Source organism: Micromonospora sp. NPDC000207 (genome assembly GCF_040300925.1).
Lineage (GTDB): Bacteria > Actinomycetota > Actinomycetes > Mycobacteriales > Micromonosporaceae > Micromonospora.
Window position 1 is genome coordinate 55,994 of record NZ_JBEPEQ010000007.1, and the last position, 18,948, is coordinate 74,941.

Annotated in this window: 16 protein-coding genes; 5 read left to right on the forward strand and 11 right to left on the reverse strand. The window is 71.5% G+C overall.

Annotation, left to right across the window (positions count from 1 at the left end; all coding sequences use genetic code 11):
* Positions 1-11 precede the first annotated feature (11 nt).
* Genes tal through pgl form a run of 5 tightly spaced genes read left to right on the forward strand, consistent with a single transcriptional unit; the run spans position 12 to position 6,171 of the window.
* Positions 12-1,130 carry a transaldolase gene (gene tal / locus ABT336_RS03830; RefSeq protein ID WP_350894956.1) on the forward strand — a complete coding sequence of 373 codons (1,119 nt, stop codon included), beginning with the start codon at positions 12-14 and terminating at the stop codon, positions 1,128-1,130.
* On the forward strand, positions 1,127-2,776 hold the full coding sequence (locus tag ABT336_RS03835) for a phosphoglucose isomerase-related protein (RefSeq protein ID WP_350894957.1): 1,650 nt from the start codon (positions 1,127-1,129) through the stop codon (positions 2,774-2,776). The genes tal and ABT336_RS03835 overlap by 4 nt, the downstream gene beginning before the upstream one ends.
* Before the next feature lie 38 nt (positions 2,777-2,814).
* Entirely contained in the window at positions 2,815-4,329 is a 1,515-nt protein-coding gene (zwf, locus tag ABT336_RS03840; protein ID WP_350894958.1) for a glucose-6-phosphate dehydrogenase, read from the forward strand.
* Positions 4,326-5,342 (forward strand): glucose-6-phosphate dehydrogenase assembly protein OpcA, encoded by a 1,017-nt coding sequence (locus tag ABT336_RS03845; RefSeq protein ID WP_350894959.1) that lies wholly within the window; start codon positions 4,326-4,328, stop codon positions 5,340-5,342. Before zwf ends, ABT336_RS03845 begins: the two co-directional genes overlap by 4 nt.
* 58 nt (positions 5,343-5,400) lie before the next feature.
* Entirely contained in the window at positions 5,401-6,171 is a 771-nt protein-coding gene (gene pgl, locus ABT336_RS03850; protein WP_350894960.1) for a 6-phosphogluconolactonase, read from the forward strand.
* A gap of 79 nt (positions 6,172-6,250) precedes the next feature.
* Here the strand turns inward: pgl and secG are convergent, their stop codons facing one another.
* The 11 genes from secG to ABT336_RS03905 all read right to left on the reverse strand — a co-directional run bounded on the left by secG (position 6,251) and on the right by ABT336_RS03905 (position 18,842).
* Positions 6,251-6,508, reverse strand: coding sequence for a preprotein translocase subunit SecG (gene secG / locus ABT336_RS03855; RefSeq protein ID WP_350894961.1), 258 nt, complete (start codon positions 6,506-6,508; stop codon positions 6,251-6,253).
* Between the two features lie 95 nt (positions 6,509-6,603).
* Positions 6,604-7,395, reverse strand: a complete 792-nt coding sequence (gene tpiA, locus ABT336_RS03860) for a triose-phosphate isomerase (RefSeq protein ID WP_350894962.1) — start codon at positions 7,393-7,395, stop codon at positions 6,604-6,606.
* A complete protein-coding gene (locus ABT336_RS03865) occupies positions 7,395-8,651 on the reverse strand; it encodes a phosphoglycerate kinase (RefSeq protein WP_350894963.1) in 1,257 nt (418 codons plus the stop codon). Before ABT336_RS03865 ends, tpiA begins: the two co-directional genes overlap by 1 nt.
* Positions 8,652-8,688: 37 nt before the next feature.
* Complete coding sequence (gene gap, locus ABT336_RS03870; protein WP_350894964.1) at positions 8,689-9,693, reverse strand: type I glyceraldehyde-3-phosphate dehydrogenase; 1,005 nt, start codon at positions 9,691-9,693, stop codon at positions 8,689-8,691.
* Positions 9,694-9,975: 282 nt separating this feature from the next.
* A complete protein-coding gene (gene whiA / locus ABT336_RS03875) occupies positions 9,976-10,956 on the reverse strand; it encodes a DNA-binding protein WhiA (protein WP_350894965.1) in 981 nt (326 codons plus the stop codon).
* A 55-nt stretch (positions 10,957-11,011) separates the two neighbouring features.
* Complete coding sequence (locus ABT336_RS03880; protein WP_350894966.1) at positions 11,012-11,986, reverse strand: gluconeogenesis factor YvcK family protein; 975 nt, start codon at positions 11,984-11,986, stop codon at positions 11,012-11,014.
* The gene (gene rapZ, locus ABT336_RS03885) at positions 11,983-12,888 is read right to left on the reverse strand and encodes an RNase adapter RapZ (RefSeq protein ID WP_502891099.1); all 906 of its coding nucleotides are present in this window, start codon (positions 12,886-12,888) and stop codon (positions 11,983-11,985) included. The genes ABT336_RS03880 and rapZ overlap by 4 nt, the downstream gene beginning before the upstream one ends.
* Positions 12,889-13,208: 320 nt before the next feature.
* Positions 13,209-13,901: an NADPH-dependent F420 reductase gene (locus ABT336_RS03890; RefSeq protein ID WP_350894968.1), complete on the reverse strand. Its 693-nt coding sequence runs from the start codon at positions 13,899-13,901 to the stop codon at positions 13,209-13,211.
* Positions 13,876-15,654, reverse strand: a complete 1,779-nt coding sequence (locus ABT336_RS03895; protein WP_350894969.1) for an ATP-binding cassette domain-containing protein — start codon at positions 15,652-15,654, stop codon at positions 13,876-13,878. The genes ABT336_RS03890 and ABT336_RS03895 overlap by 26 nt, the downstream gene beginning before the upstream one ends.
* Positions 15,655-15,968: 314 nt before the next feature.
* A complete protein-coding gene (locus ABT336_RS03900; RefSeq protein ID WP_350894970.1) occupies positions 15,969-18,362 on the reverse strand; it encodes an ATP-binding cassette domain-containing protein in 2,394 nt (797 codons plus the stop codon).
* A 69-nt stretch (positions 18,363-18,431) separates the two neighbouring features.
* Positions 18,432-18,842 carry a VOC family protein gene (locus ABT336_RS03905; protein ID WP_350894971.1) on the reverse strand — a complete coding sequence of 137 codons (411 nt, stop codon included), beginning with the start codon at positions 18,840-18,842 and terminating at the stop codon, positions 18,432-18,434.
* Positions 18,843-18,948 lie beyond the last annotated feature (106 nt).

Consider the following 18,948-nt stretch of genomic DNA (forward strand, 5'->3'; position numbering starts at 1 on the left):
GCGTGAGCAGCATGACGGACAGACTGGGTGAGCTGACCGCAGCGGGTGTGGCGGTCTGGCTCGACGATCTCTCAAGGGTGCGGCTCAGCTCGGGCGGGCTGGACCAGCTGCGTCGGGACAAGCACGTGGCCGGCGTGACCACCAACCCGACGATCTTCGCCAAGGCGCTCGGGGACGCCGCCGAGTACGACTGGCAGCTGCGTGACCTCGCCACCCGGGGGGTCGACCTCGAAGAGGCCGTCCGGATGCTCACCACGTACGACGTGCGGTGGGCCTGTGACGTGATGCGCCCGTCGTACGACGGCAGCGCCGGGGTCGACGGTCGGGTCTCCATCGAGGTGGACCCGCGGGTGGCCCACGACTCCGAGAAGACCGTCGCCGAGGCCAAGGCGTTGTGGTGGTTGGTCGACAGGCCCAACCTGTTCATCAAGATCCCGGCCACCGAGGCGGGTCTGCCGGCGATCACCGCCACCCTCGCCGAGGGGATCAGCGTCAACGTCACGCTGATCTTCGGCCTGGACCGGTACTCGCAGGTGATGGAGGCCTTCCTGGCCGGTCTGGAGCAGGCGAAGGCCAACGGCCACGACCTGTCCACGATCGGCTCGGTCGCCTCGTTCTTCGTCTCCCGGGTCGACTCCGAGGTCGACAAGCGCCTGGAGAAGATCGGCTCGACCGAGGCGAAGTCGCTGCTGGGCAAGGCCGCTGTGGCCAACGCCCAGCTCGCCTACGAGCGCTACAACGAGGTCTTCTCCTCGCAGCGGTGGCAGGCCCTGGCCGAGGCCGGTGCCCACCCGCAGCGCCCGCTGTGGGCCTCCACCTCGACGAAGAACCCGGACTACCGGGACGTCGTCTACGTCGAGCAGCTGATCGCCCCCGGTACCGTCAACACCATGCCGGCGTCGGTGGTGGACGCGTACGCCGACCACGGGGAGACCCGGCCGGACACCATCACCGGGTCGTACGACGCGGCCCGGGGGGTCTTCGACTCCCTCGCGGCGGTGGGCGTGGACATGTCCGACGTGATCGGCGTCCTCGAACGTGAGGGCGTGGAGAAGTTCGAGGCTTCCTGGCAGGAGCTGCTCGACGGGGTGCGGGACAACCTCGCCGCCGCCAAGGGCAAGCAGGGATGACGGATCTGCTGGACGGGCCGGTGGAGGCGGCTGCCGGACTGTCGGTGCACGGCGCCGACGCGGTGGACCGCTCTCTGCCGGCCTCCACCCGGGCGGCGCTCGTCGCCGCCCGGGTTCCGGCGAGGCTGGCGGCCAAGGACCCGACCCTGTGGGGTCCGCAGGCACAGGCCGAGGCGGAGAACAGGTTGGGCTGGGTGGACACCTTCCGGCGCAGCCGGGACCTGCTCCCCCAGCTCGCCGAACTGGCCGCCGAGCTGGCCGACCTGGACCACGTCGTGCTCGCCGGGATGGGCGGCTCGTCGCTGGCACCCGAGGTGATCGCCCGGACCTTCGGCCGGTCGTTGACGGTGCTGGACACCACCGACCCCGGCCAGGTCCGGGCGGCCCTGGGCGACCGGCTGGAACGGACTGTGGTGGTGCTGGCCAGCAAGTCCGGTTCGACAGTCGAGACCGACAGCCACCGTCGGGCCTACCGGCAGGCGTTCCTGGACGCCGGGTTGAGCGAGGCGGAGGCCGGCCGGCACTTCGTCGTGGTCACCGACCCGGGTTCGCCGCTCGCCGACACGGCGGCCGAGATGGGCGCGATCGTGGTGCTCGCCGACCCGCAGGTCGGCGGGAGGTACTCGGCGTTGACCGCGTTCGGACTGGTACCGGCGGCGTTGGTCGGCGTGGACGTGGTCGGGTTACTCGACGAGGCGGAGGCGCTCGCCGAGTCCTTCGCCCGGGACCACGACAACCCGGGGCTCGCCCTCGGTGCGGCGTTGGGCGCGGCGGCCACCGGCGGCCGGGACAAGATCGCCCTGGTCTCCGACGGCACCGGCATCGACGGGCTGGGCGACTGGGCCGAACAGCTCCTCGCCGAGTCCACCGGCAAGTCCGGCCTGGGCGTCCTGCCGGTGGTGGTGGAGTCACCGGACAGCCCCGGCCTGACCGGCCCGGACGTGCTCGCCGTGGCCTACGGCGGGTCCCTGGCGGTGAGCGCGGTCCCCGGCGGCGGCGCGACACCGGACGTGACAGTCAACGGCCCGTTGGGCGCGCACTTCCTGGCCTGGGAGTACGCCACCGCGATCCTCGGGGTGGTGTTGGGCGTCGACCCGTTCGACCAGCCGAACGTGGCCGAGAGCAAGGAGAACACCAACCGGATCCTCGCCGCCGCTCCGCCGGCGGAGCAGCCCTCGTTCACCGAGGGCGCGATCGAGGTGTACGCCCCCGCAGGTGCCCCCGACGACCTGACGGGGGTGCTACGCGGCCTGGTCGAGGGGCTCGACGCCGACGGCTACCTGGCGGTGATGGCGTACCTCGACCGGGTCGCCGACGCCGACGTGGCCCGGCTGCGGGCGGTGCTCGCCGCCACCACCGCGCGCCCTGTCACCTTCGGGTGGGGGCCGCGGTTCCTGCACTCCACCGGCCAGTACCACAAGGGCGGTCCACAGGTGGGCAGCTATCTGCAGCTCACCGGTGCGGTCCGGACCGACCTGCCGGTGCCGGGACGGCCGTACACCTTCGGCCTGTTGCAGGCGGCGCAGGCCGCCGGTGACCGGTCGGCGCTGGCCGGCCGGGACCGGCCGGTGCTGCGGCTGCACCTGACCGACCGGGTGGCGGGCGTGGCCCAGCTACTGGATGCGGCCGCACGGCTGAGCATCTGACGACTGACGACGTGAGACGAGCGGAGCGAGGAGACAGCGTGAATCCGCTGCGCGACCCCCAGGACCGGCGGCTGCCGAGGATCCCGGAGCCCTGTGCTCTGGTGATCTTCGGAGTCACCGGCGACCTTGCGCGGAAAAAGCTGCTACCTGCGGTATACGACCTGGCGAACCGGGGGCTCCTGCCACCCGGTTTCGTGGTGCTGGGCTTCGCCCGGCGCGACTGGGCCGACGGCGACTTCGAGTCGCTGGCCCACGACGCGGCAAAGGAACACAGCCGGACACCGTGGCGGGAGGAGGTGTGGGCCCGGTTGGCCGGCAACGTCAAGTTCGTCGGTGGTTCGTTCGACGACGACGCCGCCTTCGACCGGCTCGCCCAGACCCTCGACGACCTGCGGGACAGTCACGGCATCCACGGCAACGCCGCGTTCTACTTCTCCATCCCCCCGGCCGCCTTCCCCGTGGTACTCAAGCAGCTCGCCCGCACCGGGATGGCGGACAACGCCAAGTGCGGCGGCTGGCGACGGGTGGTCGTGGAGAAGCCCTTCGGGCACGACCTGCCCTCGGCGAAGGAACTCAACGACCTCGTCGACGACGTCTTCACCTCGCAGGACGTCTTCCGGATCGACCACTACCTGGGCAAGGAGACGGTTCAGAACATCCTCGCCCTGCGCTTCGCCAACAACCTCTTCGAGCCACTGTGGAACTCGCACTACGTTGACTCGGTGCAGATCACCATGGCCGAGGACGTCGGCATCGGCAGCCGGGCCGGTTTCTACGACTCGGTCGGTACCGCCCGCGACGTGGTGCAGAACCACCTGCTCCAACTGCTCGCCCTGGTGGCGATGGAGGAGCCGACAAGCTTCGACGCCGACGAGATCCGGGCCGAGAAGCTGAAGGTCCTACGCGCCATCACCATCCCCGCCGACGTCGCCCGGGACACGGTGCGCGGCCAGTACCTGCCCGGCTGGGTGGGCGGTCAGCGCGCCGTGGGTTACCGGGACGAGGACGGCGTACCTGCCGACTCGACCACCGAGACGTACGTGGCGGTCAAGCTCGGCATCCAGAACCGCCGCTGGGCCGAGGTGCCGTTCTACATCAGGGCCGGAAAGCGCCTGCCGCGCCGGGTCACCGAGGTCGCCATCATGTTCAAGAAGGCACCTCACCTGCCGTTCAACCCCACCGACATGGAGATGCTCGGCAACAACCAACTGGTGATCCGGGTCCAGCCGGACGAGGGCGTGGTCCTCAAGTTCGGTTCCAAGGTCCCCGGGACCACGATGGAGGTCCGCGACATCGCCATGGACTTCCAGTACGGCGAGGCGTTCACCGAGGCCAGCCCGGAGGCGTACGAGCGACTGGTGCTCGACGTGCTCATCGGCGACCGTACCCTCTTCCCGGACGCCGCCGAGGTGGAGCAGAGCTGGGCGGTGGTGGACCCGTTGGTGGAGGCCTGGGAGAACACCAAGCCGAAGCCGTACCGCTCGGGTGAGTGGGGACCCCGCGCGGCAGACGAGATGCTGGCCCGCGAGGGCCGGGCTTGGAGACGAGCATGATCGGGCTGTGGGACACCACCGGCAACGAGGTGGTCAAGGCGCTCGCCGCCGAGCGGCGCAACGCGGGTGGGGTGGCCAGCGGCATGGCGCTGACGCTGATCGTCGTGGTCGACGAGAAGCGGGTACGCGAGGCGGAGGCGGCGGCCACCGTCGCCGCCGCCGCCCACCCGTGTCGGCTCCTGGTGGTGGTCCGCTCCGACGTGGAGCGCAACCGGGACCGGCTGGATGCCGAGATCGTGGTCGGCGGCCGACTCGGCCCCTGCGAGGCGGTGGTGACCCGGATGTACGGGCGGCTCGCCCTACACGCCGAGTCGGTGGTGATGCCGCTGCTGGTGCCGGACGTGCCGGTGGTGACCTGGTGGCACGGGGACCCCCCGGAGGAGATCGCCACCGACTTCCTCGGGGTGGTGGCCGACCGGCGGATCACCGACTCCGCCCGGTCCCCCGAACCGATCGCGGCGCTGCGGCAGCGGGCCCGGGACTACGCCCCCGGCGACACCGACCTGGCGTGGACCCGGACCACCCCGTGGCGCACCCTGGTCGCCGGGGCGTTCGACACCACCCAGGCCGAGGTCACCGAGGCGACGGTGACCGCACCGCCGAACGACCCGACCGCCGCGTTGATGGCCGGGTGGTTGGGCAGCCGGTTGGGGATCACCCCCCGGTGGGAGCCCACCGACGGGTTCCCCCGGATGCGCGAGGTGCAGCTGCGCTGCGCCAACGGCGACGAGCTGACCCTGACCCGGGACGAGAGCCAGGCCACCTTCCGCCGCACCGGACGTCAGGACCGGCAACTCCCGCTGGTACGCCGTCCGCTCGGCGACGAGTTGGCAGAGGAGCTGCGTCGGCTCGACGCCGACCAGGTGTACTCCGAGGCGTTGGGGGCCTCGGCGGGGCTCACCGGCCTGGACCGCCGGCCCGCCCAGCGGGTGCACGTCTGGCGGGACCCGGCCACCGCCCAGCGGACCGAGGCCCAGGCCACCGCCCACGCCGGTCCGGCGTTGGACGGGTGACGGGAATCCGGGTGGAGTCGACGATGATCGCGAAGCGATGGGAAGACGAGGGCCGAGCATGAGTGAGGCGAGTGTCGCCGTACACGCCGACGCCGACCTGTTGGCGCAGGCGGTGGCGGCCCGGCTGGTGGTGAGGCTGCTCGACGCGCAGGCCGACCGGGGCCGGGCGTCGGTGGTCCTGACCGGCGGGCGGATCGCGGCGGCGGTGTACCGGGCGGTGGGTGAGCTGCCCGCCCGGCACGCCGTCGACTGGTCCCGGGTGGACGTGTGGTGGGGCGACGAACGGTTCCTGCCCGCCGGGGACCCGGACCGCAACGAGACCCAGGCCCGGGCGGCGCTGCTGGACGCCCTGCCGCTGGATCCGGCCCGGGTGCACCCGATGCCGGCCGCCGACGGTCCCGACGGCGGCGACGTGGAGGCCGCCGCCGCCCGGTACGCGGCGGAGCTTGCCGAGGCGGCCCGCGCCGGGCACGGCGCGCTCCCCCACTTCGACGTGCTGCTACTGGGGGTCGGGGAGGACGGGCACGTCGCCTCGGTCTTCCCGGACCACCCGGTCCGGGAGGACAGCCGCCCGGTCAGCGCGGTGCGGGACAGCCCGAAGCCGCCGCCGATGCGGACCACCCTCACCCTCCCGACGATCAACAGCGCCGAGGAGGTGTGGTTGGTCGCCGGGGGCGCGGACAAGGCCCCGGCGGTCGGCTCCGCCCTGGCCGGGACCGGGTCGGGGCAGCTGCCGGCGGCCATGGTGCAGGGCGTGTCCCGCACCCTCTGGCTGCTGGACCGGGCGGCGGCGGCCGACGTCCCGCCCCGCCTGCGTCACCTGGCCTGAGCAGAGGACTGCGGGCTGAGTAGACGACGAGGCCCCCTGCCGTACCGGCAGGGGGCCTCGTTCGCGTTCAGGCCCTGGGTCAGGCGCTGTTCATCTGCAGTCGGAGCCAGAGCCCCAACCCGACGATGCAGGCGAACCAGACGATGCCTACCAGAACGGTGTAGCGATCCAGGTTCTTCTCCGCCACCGAGGACCCGGCCAGGCTGGAGCTGACCCCACCGCCGAACATGCTCGACAATCCGCCGCCCTTTCCTCGGTGCAGCAGGATCAGCAGGACGAGCAACACGCTCGTGATGACCAGCAACACGATCAACGTGTATGCGAATGCGATCGGCATGGCTGGGGTCAGTCCTCTCGTTACGATCCTCGCCCGGACAGATCGGGCACGGGGGCACCGGCCGACGGACGGGCGGGATCCAGGATAGCGAGCCTTCAGCGGGAGATGTGCTCCGGGAACCGACAGATCTGCGAAAACTCGTCGGCATCCAGGCTCGCCCCACCGACGAGCGCCCCGTCCACATCCGGGTTGGCCATGATCGCAGCGACGTTCGCCGCCTTGACCGACCCGCCGTAGAGGACCCTGACCTGGTCGGCGGTGCTCTGGTCGTAGGTCTCGACCAGCCGGGCACGGATCGCCCCGCACACCTCCTGGGCGTCCTGCGGGGTCGCGGTCTTGCCGGTCCCGATCGCCCAGACCGGCTCGTACGCGACGACGACCTTGGTGACCTGCTCGGCGGTGAGCCCCTTCAGGGCCGCGTCGAGCTGGTCACGGCAGTACGAGACGTGCTGCCCCTGCTCGCGGACGTCAAGCCCCTCACCCACGCAGAGGATCGGGCTGACACCGTTCTCCAACGCCGCGACGACCTTGGCGTTGACCAGCGCGTCGTCCTCGTTGTGGTACGCGCGCCGCTCCGAGTGCCCCACCGTCACGTACTGGCAGCCGAGCTTGGCCAGCATCGCCCCGGACACCTCACCGGTGTACGCGCCAGACCGGTGCGGCGACAGGTCCTGCGCGCCGTAGCCGATGAGCAGCTTGTCCCCGTCGATCAGGGTCTGCACGCTGCGCAGGTCCACGAAGGGCGGGAGCACCACCGTCTCGACGGCCTTGAGCTGGTCGGAGTTGAGGCTGAACGCCAACTTCTGGACCAGCGCGATGGCCTCCAGGTGGTTGAGGTTCATCTTCCAGTTGCCGGCCATCAACGGCCGGCGGGTGACCTCTGCCATCAGTCCTCCAGAGCCGCGATGCCGGGGAGGGTCTTGCCCTCCAGGTACTCCAGCGAGGCGCCCCCGCCGGTGGAGATGTGCCCGAACGACGACTCGTCCAGCCCGAGGGCCCGTACGGCGGCGGCGGAGTCCCCGCCCCCGACCACTGTGAAGGCGTCGGCCTTGGTGATCGCCTCGGCCACCCCCCGGGTGCCGGCGGCGAACGCCGGCATCTCGAACACACCCATCGGGCCGTTCCAGAAGACGGTCCGCGCTGTCGCGATCACCTCGGCGAACGCGGCCACCGTCTGCGGACCGACGTCCAGGCCGAGCCGCTTGCTCGGAATGGCGTCGGCGCGGACGGTGTCGTGCGCGGCGTCCGGGGCGAACGCGTCGGCGGCCACCACGTCGACCGGAAGGGCGATCTTGCCGTCGGCCCGCGCCAGCAGGTCCCGGCAGGTGTCGACCATCTCCTCCTCCAGCAGCGAGGTGCCCACCTCGTGGCCCTGGGCCTTGAGGAAGGTGAAGCACATCCCGCCGCCGATGAGCAGCCTGTCGACCTTCGGCAGCAGCGCCTCGATCACGGCCAGCTTGTCGGAGACCTTCGACCCGCCGAGGACGACCACGTAGGGCCGCTCCGGGTCGCCGGCCAGCCGGGACAGCACCTCGACCTCACGCAGCACCAGGCGACCGGCCACGTGCGGCAGCCGGGCCGGTACGTCGTGGACGCTGGCGTGCTTGCGGTGCACCGCACCGAAGGCGTCGTCGACGTACGCCTCACCGAGGGCGGCGAGCTGGTCGGCGAACGCACCCCGCTCGGCGTCGTCCTTGCTGGTCTCCCCCTTGTTGAAGCGGAGGTTCTCCAGCAGGGCGACCTGGCCGTCGGTGAGCGCCTCCACAGCGGAGCGGGCCGAGTCGCCCACGGTGTCCTCCGCGAAGGACACCGACGCCCCGAGCAGTTCACCGAGGCGTCCGGCGACCGGACGGAGGCTGTACTGCGGGTCCGGGGCACCCTTCGGGCGACCCAGGTGGGAGAAGACCACGACCTTCGCCCCGGCCTCGGTGAGGGCCTGCAGGGTCGGCAGGACCGCCCGGATCCGGCCGTCGTCGGAGATCCTTACTCCGTCCGGAGTGCCGCCTGCCGGCGCGGAGGCGGAGTCATGATCGGTGATGGCACCGGTCTGCTTGTCCAGGGGGACGTTCAGGTCGGCGCGCACGAGCACGCGCCGACCCGACACCCCCTCGGCGAGCAGGTCGTCGAGGGTACGGATGCTCACAGAGTCAGCCCTCCGTCTGCGGCTTCGAGGCTGACCGTCACAGCGAGGAACCGACCAGCTTGACCAGGTCCACGAGGCGGTTGGAGTAGCCCCACTCGTTGTCGTACCAGCCGACGACCTTGGCCTGCCGGCCGACGACCTTGGTCAGCGGGGCGTCGTAGATGCAGGACGCCGGGTCGGTGACGATGTCGGCCGACACGATCGGGTCCTCGTTGTAGACCAGGATCCCCTTGAGGGGGCCCTCGGCGGCCGCCTTGATCGCCGCGTTGACCTCCTCGGTGGTGGTCTCGCGGGCCAGGTTGACGGTCAGGTCGGTGGCCGAGCCGGTGGGGATCGGCACCCGCAGGGCGTATCCGTCGAGCTTGCCCTTGAGCTCCGGCAGGACCAGGCCGATCGCCTTCGCCGCACCGGTGGAGGTGGGGACGATGTTCAGCGCGGCGGCGCGGGCCCGACGCAGGTCGGAGTGCGGGGCGTCCTGCAGGTTCTGGTCCTGCGTGTACGCGTGGATCGTGGTCATCAGACCCTGCTCGATCCCGAACGTGTCGTGCAGCACCTTCGCCATCGGGGCGAGGCAGTTGGTGGTGCAGGAGGCGTTCGAGATGATGTTGTGCTTGGCCGGGTCGTACTGGTCCTGGTTGACGCCCATGACGACGGTGACGTCCTCGTTCTTGGCCGGCGCCGAGATGATGACCTTCTTGGCCCCGCCGTCGAGGTGTGCCTTGGCCTTGGTGGCGTCGGTGAAGAACCCGGTCGACTCGATGACGACGTCGGCGCCCAGGTCGCCCCAGGGCAGCTTGCCCGGGTCGCGCTCGGCGTACGCCTTGAAGGTCTTCCCACCGACGGTGATCTCGTCGGCGGTGGCCTTGACCTCGTGCGGGAGCCGACCGAGGATGCTGTCGTACTTGACCAGGTGAGCGAGCGTGGCGTTGTCGGTCAGGTCGTTCACGCCCACGATCTCGACGTCGGCGCCGGACGCCAGCACGGCCCGGAAGAAGTTTCGGCCGATACGGCCGAAGCCGTTGATGCCAACCCGGATGGTCACAGGTCCCATCTCCTCGCGTTGTGTTCCGCCGGCATCAGGTGTGGACCGGCGGGATGGTGTACGCCGACCGTTCGAGCCGGCCGTTGACGATTCATCTCGGCCGCCCCGCCGCGGTCGTGGAGACCTGACCGCCGAGGGCGGTGGGTGCGGCGGGATGGGCCGGTACCGGCCCCCTTGCCGTACGCTGCGACCCTATCCGAGCGCACGACACGCCGCCGCACGGGGGCGAAAACCCGACCCCGTGTCACCGCCCCACCCGCCGACCCGGTGCCCACCGTGTCATCAGACCACGAGCATGTCCGGCGTGACTGCCGCTTCCGTATCGGGGATTCCCAGGTCCCGGGCCCGCTTGTCGGCCAGGGCCAAAAGTCGCCTTATCCGCCCGGCGATCGCGTCCTTGGTCAGCGGCGGGTTCGCCAGCGCCCCCAACTCCTCCAGCGAGGCCTGGCGGTGCTCCAGACGCAACCGGCCCGCGTCGGTGAGGTGGTTGGGCGCGTCGTCGGCGAGGATCTCCAACGCCCGGGTGACCCGGGCGGCGGCGGCGACGGCCGCGCGGGCCGACCGACGCAGGTTGGCGTCGTCGAAGTTGGCCAGCCGGTTGGCGGTGGCCCGGACCTCCCGGCGGACCCGCCGTTCCTCCCACGCCAGCACGCTGGAGTGGGCCCCGATCCGGGTCAGCAGGGCGGCGATCGCGTCACCGTCCTTGACCACCACCCGGTCCACCCCACGGACCTCCCGGTTCTTGGCGGTGATGCCGATCCGGCGGGCCGCACCCACCAGGGCCAGCGCCGACTCCGGGCCGGGACAGGTGATCTCCAGGGCGCTGGAGCGGCCCGGCTCGGTCAGCGAGCCGTGCGCCATGAACGCCCCCCGCCAGGCCGACACCGCGCAGCAGACGTTCGCCGCCACCACGTGCGGCGGCAGGCCCCGCACCGGGCGTCCCCGGACGTCCAGCAGGCCGGTCTGACGGGCCAGCATCTCCCCGTCCTTGACGACTCGGACGATGAAGTGGCTTCCCTTGCGCAGCCCCCCGGAGGCCAACACGTGGATCTCACTGGGGTAGCCGTACACCTCTGCGACCTCCCGCCGCAGCCGGCGGGCCACCGCGCCGGTGTCCAGTTCGGCCTCGACCACCACCCGGCCGGAGACGATGTGGAGCCCGCCGGCGAACCGCAGCAGAGCCGCCATCTCCGCCCGCCGGCAGCAGGGCTTGGGCACGTCGACCCGACTCAGCTCGTCCTTCACCGCAGCCGTCATCGCCATTAGTGCGTCCCCTCACGGACCGGTTCCGGCGTGTCGCCGGTGATTACGTACGTGTCTAACGATCGGCGCCCAGGACCGGCACCAGGGCAGCGCCCAGGGCATCCGGATCGTGGCGGGGTGTGCCGTCGGTGACGGCGACCGGAGCGAGGACAAGGCGGGCGCCGAGGGCCTCCGCCGCCCGTTCGACGGGCTCGGGATCGCCGACCGCCTTGGCGTCGGCCAGCACCAGGTCCACGGCGAGGTCGGGCAGGTACCACCGGAGTGCGGCGAGGTGGTCGGCGACGGAGAGCCCGAGGGTCTCCTTCTCCGCCGCCAGGTTGAGCGTGACCAGCCGACGGGCCCGGCTGGCCACGATCGCGGCGGCCAGCCCCGGCACCAGCAGGTGCGGCAGGACACTCGTGTACCAGCTTCCCGGGCCGAAGATCAGCCAGTCCGCCGCCTCGGTGGCCGCCACCGCCTCCGGGCAGGCCGAGGGGGCGTTCGGGGTGAGCCGCAGCGCCTCCACCCGGCCGGTGGTCACGGCGACGTGACGCTGGCCGTGGATCGTGACGACCTCGTCCGGACGGTCCGGTGCGGCCCCCCGGACCCGGGCCTCGATGTCGATCGGCTCACAGGACATCGGCAGGACCCGGCCGACAGTGCCGAGCATCGATCCGGCGTGCTCCAGCGCGGCGACCGGATCGCCGAGCAGGTCGATCAGCCCGGCCAGCACCAGGTTGCCCACCGCGTGTCCGGTCAGCCCGGCGGTGGTCGCCCCACCGAACCGGTGCTGGAACAGCGTCGCGCTGCGCCGGGTCGCCGGCTCGTCGGCGGCCAGCGCCACCAGGGCCTGCCGCAGGTCGCCGGGGGGCAGTCCACCCCGTTCGGCCCGCAGTCGGCCGCTGGAGCCGCCGTCGTCGCCGACGGTCACCACGGCGGTGATGTCCAGGGTCAGGTCGGGGGCACACCGGCGCAGCGCCCGCAGCGACGCCGACAGTCCGTGCCCGCCGCCGAAGGCGACGACCCGTACCGGCGCCTTCGGCGCGGTCATTCTCGCCCCAGGTCGCGGTGTTGGGGGTTCGCGGTCAGCCCGGACCGGCGCAGTCGGGAGGCCAGCTCCTCGCTGATGGCCACGCTGCGGTGCTTACCTCCGGTGCAGCCCACCGCCACGGTCAGGTACCGCTTGCCCTCCCGCTCGAAGCCGGGGGTGGTCGCCGTGACCAGGTCCGCGTACGCGGAGACGAACGCGTCGGCGCCCTCCTGCCCCAGCACGTACGAGCTGACCGCCTCCTCCCGACCGGTGTGTTCCCGCAGCTCGGGAACCCAGTACGGGTTGGGCAGGAACCGGGCGTCGACCACGAAGTCGGCGTCGGGCGGCACCCCGTACTTGAATCCGAAGGAGATGACGGTGACCCGCAGGCGGCGGGTCTCCTCGCCGCCGAAGAGCTCCTCGACCCGACGACGGAGCTGGTTGACGTTGAGGTGGCTGGTGTCGATGATGACGTCGGCCTGGTCCCGGGCCTCCTCCAGCAGGCCGCGCTCCACGGCGATGCCGTCGGCGAGACGCCCCTCGCCCTGCAACGGGTGGGACCTGCGGACGCTCTCGAACCGGCGGATCAGCACCTCGTCGTCGGCGTCGACGAAGACCACCCGGGGCGCGTAGCCCCGCTCCCGCAGCTCCTCGATCGCCCCGACCAGGTCGGTGGAGAAGGCACGCGAGCGCACGTCCAGGACCATCGCGGTACGCCGGGCCGCCCCGCCGGCCTTCACCGCCAGCTCCGCCATGTCCAGCAGCAGCGCCTGGGGCAGGTTGTCGACCACGTAGAAACCGACGTTCTCCAACGCGCGGGCGACGGTGCTGCGTCCCCCACCGGAGAGCCCGGTGACCACCACCAGACTGGTGTCCGCCTCGGCCGGCTCGCCGAAGGTCTGATCCGGTCCGGTTGTCCGCACCTCGCTCAATCCACTACCCCCATGCCTGGCACCGCGTCGCGGGTCGACCGTCCGACGGCCGAAGGGCGACTCTATCCCGCCGGGTGACGTCGATCGGGTCGTGGCCACACCGTGACACGACACCGTCGGCGCACCGCGACGACCTGCGGTTCATCGTCGCACTCCCGACAGCGTCAAGGCTCCGCCGCGCGCCCCGTTCGGTCCTGGACGACCCCGGGAGTACGCCGACCGGGCGACCCGGCGGGTGTCGGGCCATCCGGTCGGCGTACCCCGTCGGGGTGGGCGGTCAGGCGTCGTGGTCAGGTCGGGGTGGCCGACGGTCAGGCGTCGGCGTACCGGCGGGCGGCGGCCAGGGCGGCTCCCAGCTTCTCCGCGTCGACACCGGCCGGAGGGGAGTCGAAGAAGTTCTCCGGGTTCGCGGCGTAGAGGCTCGCGTACGCAGTCGTGTCCCGCTGGAACCGCCACCCCTCGGCCAGCGGCCCGGCGTCGAGGGTGTCGTACCCGATGCTGTCGAAGAACGCGGTGACAGTGGCCTTCGCGGCCGGGTCGTCCCCGGCGACGGCCAGGACGCTGCGGTCGGCGGCTCCCGCCGGGCGGGCCAGGGCGAGCAGGTGCTCGAAGTAGATGTTGTTGAACCCCTTGACCACCCTCGACGTCGGCAGGTGCGCCTGGAGCAGTTCGCTGGTGGTGGTCGACTCGTCGTCGAGCTCCGCGATCCGCCCGTCGCGCTCCGGGTAGTAGTTGTTGGTGTCGACGACCACCTTCCCGGCCAGCTCTGCCACGGGCACCTGCCGGTACGCGTGCAGCGGCACCGTCACCACCACGATCTCCCCTGCCGCCGCGGCCTGGGCCGGAGTGCCCGCCCGGGCCCGTGGCCCCAGCTCGGCCACCAGGTCGGCGAGGGTCTCCGGACCCCGCGAGTTGCTGAGCACCACGTCGTGTCCGGCGGCGACCGCCAGCCGGGCCACGGTCCCACCGATGTTGCCACTACCGATCAGTCCCACAGTCGTCATGCCGGTTGCCAACTCCATCGACCCCGCCCGAATTCCCCGCCCACCCCATGGCCGAGGTCAGGTGCAGCCGGGGCCAGTCGGCGAGGTCCCGTAGGAGTTGCCGGTCGTGGGTGGCGAGGACCACCGCCGCCCCGGTGCCGCGTAGGGCGGCGGTGAGTTCGTCAACAAGGGTCGACGACAGGTGGTTGGTGGGTTCGTCGAAGACGATCAGGTCGGGTCGGCCGGCGAGGTTGACCGCCAGGTCGAGGCGGCGCTGCTGCCCCTGCGACATCCGGGAGACGGGGATGTTCAGGGCGGTGCGGTCCAGCAGGCCGAACGAGGTCAACCCGAGCGCCGACCCGGCGCTGATCGTCCCGGTGCCGACCAGGTACCCGACGTGCCGCTCGTACACCTCCCGGGCTGTCGACTCCTGGTCCCACCGGGGCACCTCCTGGGTCAGGACCGCGATCCGGGCCCGGTTCGACCTGGTGACCGAACCCCGGGTCGGTTCGAGCCGACCGCCGAGCACCGACAGGAGGGTCGACTTCCCGGCACCGTTGCCCCCGGTGACCAGCAACCGGTCGCCTGCGTCGATGGTCAGCCCGATCGGCCCCCGGAGCCGCCCGGTCACCTCCACGTCCGCCACCCGCAGCAGCGACGCGCCGGACCGGGCCCCGAGGTCGGGCCACCGCAGTTTCAGCGGCGGCGGCGGAACCGTGATCCGGTGTGCTTCGAGCGTCTCCCGCTGCCGGTTGAGGGCCTGCACCACCCCGGGCGCCCGGGACTGACGCTGGTGCTTGCCCGTCCCCTTCCCCGGTCGCCACCCCGTGTGGAGGCGGTCCCGGGCCTGGGCGACGGCCTCCTTGAGTCGACGCTGCTCGTCCTGCTGCCGGTCGTGCTCCTGGCCCCAGGACTCCCGCTCCCGGCGACGCTCGTCCTGCCAGGTGTCGTACCCCCCGGCGTGGAGCCGGGCGTGCCCGTCCGGGCTGGGATCGAGGTCGAGGAACTGGTCGGCGACCTCACGCAGGAGCGCCCGGTCGTGACTGACCAGGGCGAACCCGCCGTGCTCGCGCAGCTGCCGGGTCAGGAACCCCAGACCGTCCGCGTCGAGATGGTTGGTGGGCTCGTCGAGCAGCAGGACGTCGTACTGGGCGCCCAGCAGACAGGCCAGCCGCACCCGGTAGCGCTGTCCCACCGACAGGGTGGTCAACTCCCGGTCCCTGTCGGTGCAGGCACCCAGCGCCTCCAGCGCCAGGTCCACCCGGCGTTCGGCGTCCCAGGCGTCGAGGCGGGTGGCGGCGTCAAGGGCCACCGCGTACTGCTCGTCGGCGCCCTCGACCCCCTCGGTGACGGCGAGGGTCGCCGCGTCCAGGGCTGCCAACGCGGCAAGCGAGGCCCGCAGCGCCGCCGAGGTGAGGGTCCCGACGGTCTCGCCGGAGCGGGTGGGCAACTCCTGCTGGACCATGCCCACCGTCCCGGTCCGCGCGACCACCCCGTCGTCGGGTACGAGCAGCCCCGCGAGCACGTGCAGGAGCGTGGTCTTGCCGCGGCCGTTCTCGCCGACCACTGCCAGCCGGGACTTCGAGGAGACCGCGACGGAGAGGTCGTGCAGGACACGACGGCCGCCTCGGGTGACGCCGATCCCGTCCGCCCGGATGTGGGCGCTGGAACCGGCGGGCAGGTCGCCGGAGGTGGCGAGGTCGAGCAGGTCGTCGGCGTCGGCGAGGTCGAGCAGGGACGACGAAGGCAGAGAGAGATCAGGGGTGTGAGGCACAGGAGACTCCGCAGCTCGGGATCGAGCCGGGCAGCAGGAAGCGGCCGCCCGGCGGGGAAGCCGGGACGGCGGGCGCGAATCGGTTACGAGAGGGGCGCCGCCGTCAGCGGGCGGAGCGCACCTTCTGCGACCAGATGCCTCTACTCATACCCCCGACGCTAGCATCACCCCTGCCAGCGGGCACGGTGGGGATGGCTCCGCCTGATCGGTGGAGATGGCTCCGCTTGATCGTTGTGCATCGACCGACACTCCTTCCGGCGTGTCGTACAGGTGGATGCACAACGATCGAGGGCAGCGGGGTGGCACGGGGCGGGTCAGGGGTTGACGTACGTGGCCAGGTGTTCGCCGGTGAGGGTGGAGCGGGCGGCGACGAGGTCGGCGGGGGTGCCCTCGAAGACGATCCGGCCGCCGTCGTGACCGGCACCGGGGCCGAGGTCGACGATCCAGTCGGCGTGTGCCATGACGGCCTGGTGGTGCTCGATGACGACGACCGACTTGCCGGAGTCGACGAGCCGGTCGAGCAGGCCCAGGAGCTGTTCGACGTCGGCGAGGTGCAGGCCGGTGGTCGGCTCGTCGAGGACGTACACCCCGCCCTTGGCGGACATGTGGGTGGCCAGCTTGAGTCGCTGCCGCTCGCCCCCGGAGAGGGTGGTGAGGGGCTGTCCCAGGCTGAGGTAGCCGAGCCCGACGTCGGCGAGCCGGTCGAGGACGGCGTGGGCGGCGGGGGTCCGGGCCTCGCCCGCCCCGAAGAACGCCTCCGCCTCGGTGACCGACATCGCCAGGACCTCGCTGATGTTCCGGCCGCCGAGCCGGTACTCCAGGACCGAGGACTGGAACCGCCGGCCCTCGCACTCCTCGCAGGTGGTGGCGACCCCGGCCATCATCGCCAGGTCGGTGTAGATGACCCCGGCACCGTTGCAGGTGGGGCAGGCCCCCTCGGAGTTGGCGCTGAACAGGGCCGGTTTCACCCCGTTGGCCTTCGCGAACGCCTTGCGGATCGGGTCGAGCAGCCCGGTGTACGTCGCCGGGTTGCTCCGCCGGGACCCCCGGATCGCCCCCTGGTCGACGGAGATCACTCCGGTGCCCGCCGGGATCGACCCGTGCACCAGTGAACTCTTCCCGGAGCCGGCCACGCCGGTGACGACGACCAGGACCCCCAGCGGGATGTCGACGTCGACGTCGCGCAGGTTGTGCGCCGTCGCACCCCGGATCTCCAACGCCCCGGTGGGGGTGCGGACCTTCTCCTTGAGGGTGGACCGGTCGTCGAGGTGCCGGCCGGTCAGGGTGTCGGCGGCCCGGAGCCCCTCGACGGTGCCCTCGAAGCAGACGGTCCCACCGGCGGTTCCGGCACCGGGGCCGAGGTCGACGACGTGGTCGGCGATCGCGATCGTCTCCGGCTTGTGCTCCACCACCAGCACGGTGTTGCCCTTGTCCCGCAACCGCAGCAGGAGGGTGTTCATCCGGGCGATGTCGTGGGGGTGCAGCCCGGCGGTGGGCTCGTCGAAGACGTACGTGACGTCGGTGAGGGAGGAGCCGAGGTGGCGGATCATCTTCACCCGTTGCGCCTCGCCACCGGAGAGGCTGCCGGCCGGCCGGTCGAGGGAGAGGTAGCCCAGGCCGATCTCCACGAACGAGTCGAGGGTCCGACCCAGGGTGGTCAGCAGCGGGGTCACCGACGGTTCCCGGAGGCCACGGATCCACTCGGCCAGGTCGCTGATCTGCATCGCGCACGCGTCGGCGATGCCGACCCCGCCGATCTTGGACGACCGGGCGGCTTCGCTGAGCCGGGTCCCGTCGCAGTCCGGGCAGGTGGCGAAGACGACCGCCCGGTCGACGAAGGCCCGGATGTGCGGCTGCATCGCCTCCCGGTCCTTGGTCAGGAACGACTTCTGGATCTTCGGGATCAGCCCCTCGTACGTCACGTTGACGTTGTCGACCTTGATCCTGGTCGGCTCCTTGTGGAGGAGGTCGTCCAGCTCCCGCTTGGTGAACCGGCGCAGGGGCTTGTCCGGGTCGAAGAACCCGCAACCGCTGAAGATCCGCCCGTACCAGCCGTCGACGCTGTAACCGGGGATCGTCAGGGCACCCTCGTTGAGGGACTTGGTGTCGTCGTAGAGCGCGGAGAGGTCGAAGTCGCTGACCCGTCCCAGCCCCTCACACCGGGGACACATCCCCCCGGTGATGCGGAAACTGCGCCGCTCCTTCGTGGTGGTGCCGCCGCGCTCCACCGTGACAGCGCCGGCGCCGCTGACCGAGGCCACGTTGAAGGAGAACGCCTGGGCCGACCCGACGTGCGGCCGACCGAGGCGGCTGAACAGGATCCGCAGCATCGCGTTGGCGTCGGTGGCGGTGCCGACGGTCGACCGGGCGTTGGCCCCCATCCGCTCCTGGTCGACGATGATCGCCGGGGTCAGCCCGTCGAGCAGGTCGACCTCGGGCCGGGCCAGGGTCGGCATGAACCCCTGGACGAAGGTGCTGTACGTCTCGTTGATCATCCGCTGGGACTCGGCGGCGATGGTGCCGAACACCAGGGAGCTCTTGCCCGACCCGGAGACGCCGGTGAACACCGTGAGCCGACGCTTCGGGATCTCGACGTCGACGTCCTTGAGGTTGTTCTCCCGCGCCCCCTGGACCCGGATCAGTTCGTGACTGTCGGCGACGTGCCGGGCGGGCGACTGCTGATCCGCACTGTTGGCCATGATCGTCATCTCTCTCGCAGGATGCGCCACCGGGTCCACCCGCAGGCTGTCTGTGCAGGTCAGAGGGGTTTCGCAGGGTCAGCGGAGCTGCTGGACGCGGACCAGGTTACCTGCGGGGTCCCGGACGGCGAAGTCCCGAACGCCGTACGGCTGGTCGGTCGGCTCCTGGACGACGTCGGCGTGGTCGGCCTGCAACCGTTCGAAGGTGCCGTCGAGGTCGTCGGTGGCCAGCAGGATCCCCGCGTACGTCCCCTTGGCCATCATCTCGGTGACGGTCCGGCGCTCGGCGTCGGTGATCCCCGGGTCGGCGGCCGGCGGTTGCAGGACGATCGAGGTGCCGGGCTGGCCGGCGGGGCCGACGGTGATCCACCGCATCCCGGCGTACCCGACGTCGTTGCGGACCTCGAAGCCGAGGGTGTCCCGGTAGAAGGCAAGGGACGCCTCCGGGTCGGTGTGCGGCAGGAAACTCGCGTTGATCGTGATGTCCATGCCGGTCACGCTAAGAGCTCCTAACACGATCTTCATAGGGGTGGTTTGATCAAGCGTCGCCAGCAGATCAGGGCACAACCGAGACTCACGAGAGCTTCGTGGAGGT

Excerpts from the sequence above, each read along its gene's own strand:
- tal (WP_350894956.1), top strand. The coding sequence starts at position 12 with ATGACGGACAGACTGGGTGAGCTGACCGCAGCGGGTGTGGCGGTCTGG.
- ABT336_RS03835 (WP_350894957.1), top strand. The coding sequence starts at position 1,127 with ATGACGGATCTGCTGGACGGGCCGGTGGAGGCGGCTGCCGGACTGTCG.
- ABT336_RS03845 (WP_350894959.1), top strand. The coding sequence starts at position 4,326 with ATGATCGGGCTGTGGGACACCACCGGCAACGAGGTGGTCAAGGCGCTC.
- pgl (WP_350894960.1), top strand. The coding sequence starts at position 5,401 with ATGAGTGAGGCGAGTGTCGCCGTACACGCCGACGCCGACCTGTTGGCG.
- secG (WP_350894961.1), bottom strand. The coding sequence starts at position 6,508 with ATGCCGATCGCATTCGCATACACGTTGATCGTGTTGCTGGTCATCACG.
- tpiA (WP_350894962.1), bottom strand. The coding sequence starts at position 7,395 with ATGGCAGAGGTCACCCGCCGGCCGTTGATGGCCGGCAACTGGAAGATG.
- whiA (WP_350894965.1), bottom strand. The coding sequence starts at position 10,956 with ATGGCGATGACGGCTGCGGTGAAGGACGAGCTGAGTCGGGTCGACGTG.
- ABT336_RS03880 (WP_350894966.1), bottom strand. The coding sequence starts at position 11,986 with ATGACCGCGCCGAAGGCGCCGGTACGGGTCGTCGCCTTCGGCGGCGGG.
- ABT336_RS03890 (WP_350894968.1), bottom strand. The coding sequence starts at position 13,901 with ATGACGACTGTGGGACTGATCGGTAGTGGCAACATCGGTGGGACCGTG.
- ABT336_RS03900 (WP_350894970.1), bottom strand. The coding sequence starts at position 18,362 with ATGACGATCATGGCCAACAGTGCGGATCAGCAGTCGCCCGCCCGGCAC.
- ABT336_RS03905 (WP_350894971.1), bottom strand. The coding sequence starts at position 18,842 with ATGGACATCACGATCAACGCGAGTTTCCTGCCGCACACCGACCCGGAG.